Raw genomic sequence first — 2013 nt, 5'->3', positions numbered from 1 at the left:
TCAACCAGCCGAACGCGGCAGCCAATTAGGCTAGTTGCAAGCCCACGGCTTTAGCCGTTGGGTAGTTGACATATGACTCTCTAAAAAAGAAGTAATACAAGCATGAATGGCGTCTTTGGCCGAAGACTCCATTTCTAACATATAGCTGTAAAAGACATGCACCTCCAAGCGTTTACGAAAGGATGGTGCATGTCCTTTTTTATTGTCCATTGGCGTTTGTTTCCGAGTGATTCAGACACTTTTTATGCAATTCTCATAAAATATCTTATGCAATTTCTTATAAAATACTTTATTGCTTAAAAGCGTTTAATAAATAAAGTATTTTTTGATGACAACTGCTTCTGTTTCCATTATAATAATGACTAATTAAAAAATAATAACCACAAAGTCCGTGACTGGAGTCATCCGGATAAGGTGGAAAATGGTTTTGAACTAAACTGCACGAAAGAAAGGATGGGAAAGCATGAGCAATAAGAGATTAGATGAGCTACGGGCAAAGGTGGATGAGATTAACTTACAAATTTTAAAATTAATTAATGAACGAGGGAGACTTGTTCAAGAAATTGGAAAAATCAAGGAAACGCAAGGAACATATCGTTATGACCCAGTGCGTGAACGGAAAATGCTTGATTTAATTTCTGAGCACAACGATGGACCATTTGAAACATCGACATTGCAGCATATTTTTAAAGAAATTTTTAAAGCTGGTCTTGAACTGCAAGAAGATGATCATCGTAAAGCATTGCTTGTATCGCGCAAGAAGCATCCGGAAAATACGATTGTTGATGTAAAAGGCGAAAAAATTGGCGACGGCAACCAATATTTTGTGATGGGACCGTGTGCGGTCGAAAGTTATGAACAAGTTGCGGCTGTTGCAAAAGCGGTGAAGAAACAAGGATTAAAACTTCTTCGCGGCGGTGCGTACAAACCGAGAACATCGCCATATGATTTCCAAGGACTAGGCGTGGAAGGATTAAAAATTTTAAAACGAATTGCCGATGAGTTTGACTTAGCTGTGATTAGTGAAATTGTCACCCCTGCGGATATTGAAATAGCGCTAGACTATATTGATGTGATTCAAATTGGTGCGCGCAACATGCAAAACTTTGAGCTTTTAAAAGCGGCAGGCCAAGTGAACAAGCCAATTTTGTTAAAACGCGGGCTAGCGGCAACGATTGAAGAATTCATTAATGCGGCAGAGTACATTATGTCGCAAGGAAACGGTCAAATTATTCTTTGTGAACGCGGTATTCGCACATATGAGCGCGCGACAAGAAATACGTTGGATATTTCTGCGGTGCCAATTTTAAAGAAAGAAACACACTTGCCTGTATTGGTTGATGTTACTCATTCAACAGGCCGTCGTGACTTATTAATTCCTTGTGCGAAAGCAGCGTTAGCAATTGGCGCGGATGGAGTAATGGCAGAGGTACATCCAGATCCAGCGGTTGCATTATCGGATTCGGCACAACAAATGGATATTGCTCAATTTAATGAATTTATGGAAGAAATAAGAGCGTTCCAGCGGCAAATGGTAAAAGCATAATGGAATTCAACGTCCCCCTTCAGCAATTCTCTGAAGGGGGAATTTTCTGTTTACTGCCATTTGGGTTGTGATGTTTTTTGGAATGTACGTTTCTCTTTCCAAGATGTAGCGCGGATTTCCTGAACTAATCTTCGTGAATGCATTATTTTATGAGAATTTGTGTTCGGTTGCAAAATATATCGGAAACGGAATGGAAATGGACCATAAAGTTATCATTGTTCATAGGTTGGGTATGATATACATAGAAAGTTTTCCTCAATATTAGTGAATTGTTTGTGAAAACATTTGCAAAATAGTTGCCAATTCGTTGCGATTCAGCCATAATGTATCGTATGATATTTTTGCATAAACGGATATTTGTGGTTATGAAAATAACAATCGATGTTTATTTATAAAAGGTAGCGTCAAAAGTTCTATGAAAACTCCACACAGATCATCCCATTGAGCATCGTGGGGCATGCGGAGGG

At 39.1% G+C, this 2013-nt stretch carries 1 protein-coding gene; it reads left to right on the top strand.

Annotated features, from left to right (window positions below):
• Positions 1-463 precede the first annotated feature (463 nt).
• Positions 464-1546, top strand: coding sequence for a bifunctional 3-deoxy-7-phosphoheptulonate synthase/chorismate mutase (locus DCC82_RS14740; RefSeq protein WP_015864830.1), 1083 nt, complete (start codon positions 464-466; stop codon positions 1544-1546).
• The last annotated feature ends 467 nt before the right edge of the window (positions 1547-2013 follow it).

The sequence above is a fragment of the Geobacillus sp. LYN3 genome, from assembly GCF_003064505.1.
Classification (GTDB): Bacteria; Bacillota; Bacilli; order Bacillales; family Anoxybacillaceae; genus Parageobacillus_B; species Parageobacillus_B toebii.
Note: the sequence above shows the minus strand (reverse complement) of the source record. Positions and strands in the feature narration are given on the sequence as shown.

Bases quoted from the DNA above. Each gene is read 5' to 3' on its own strand.
- DCC82_RS14740 (WP_015864830.1), top strand. From the start codon at position 464: ATGAGCAATAAGAGATTAGATGAGCTACGGGCAAAGGTGGATGAGATT.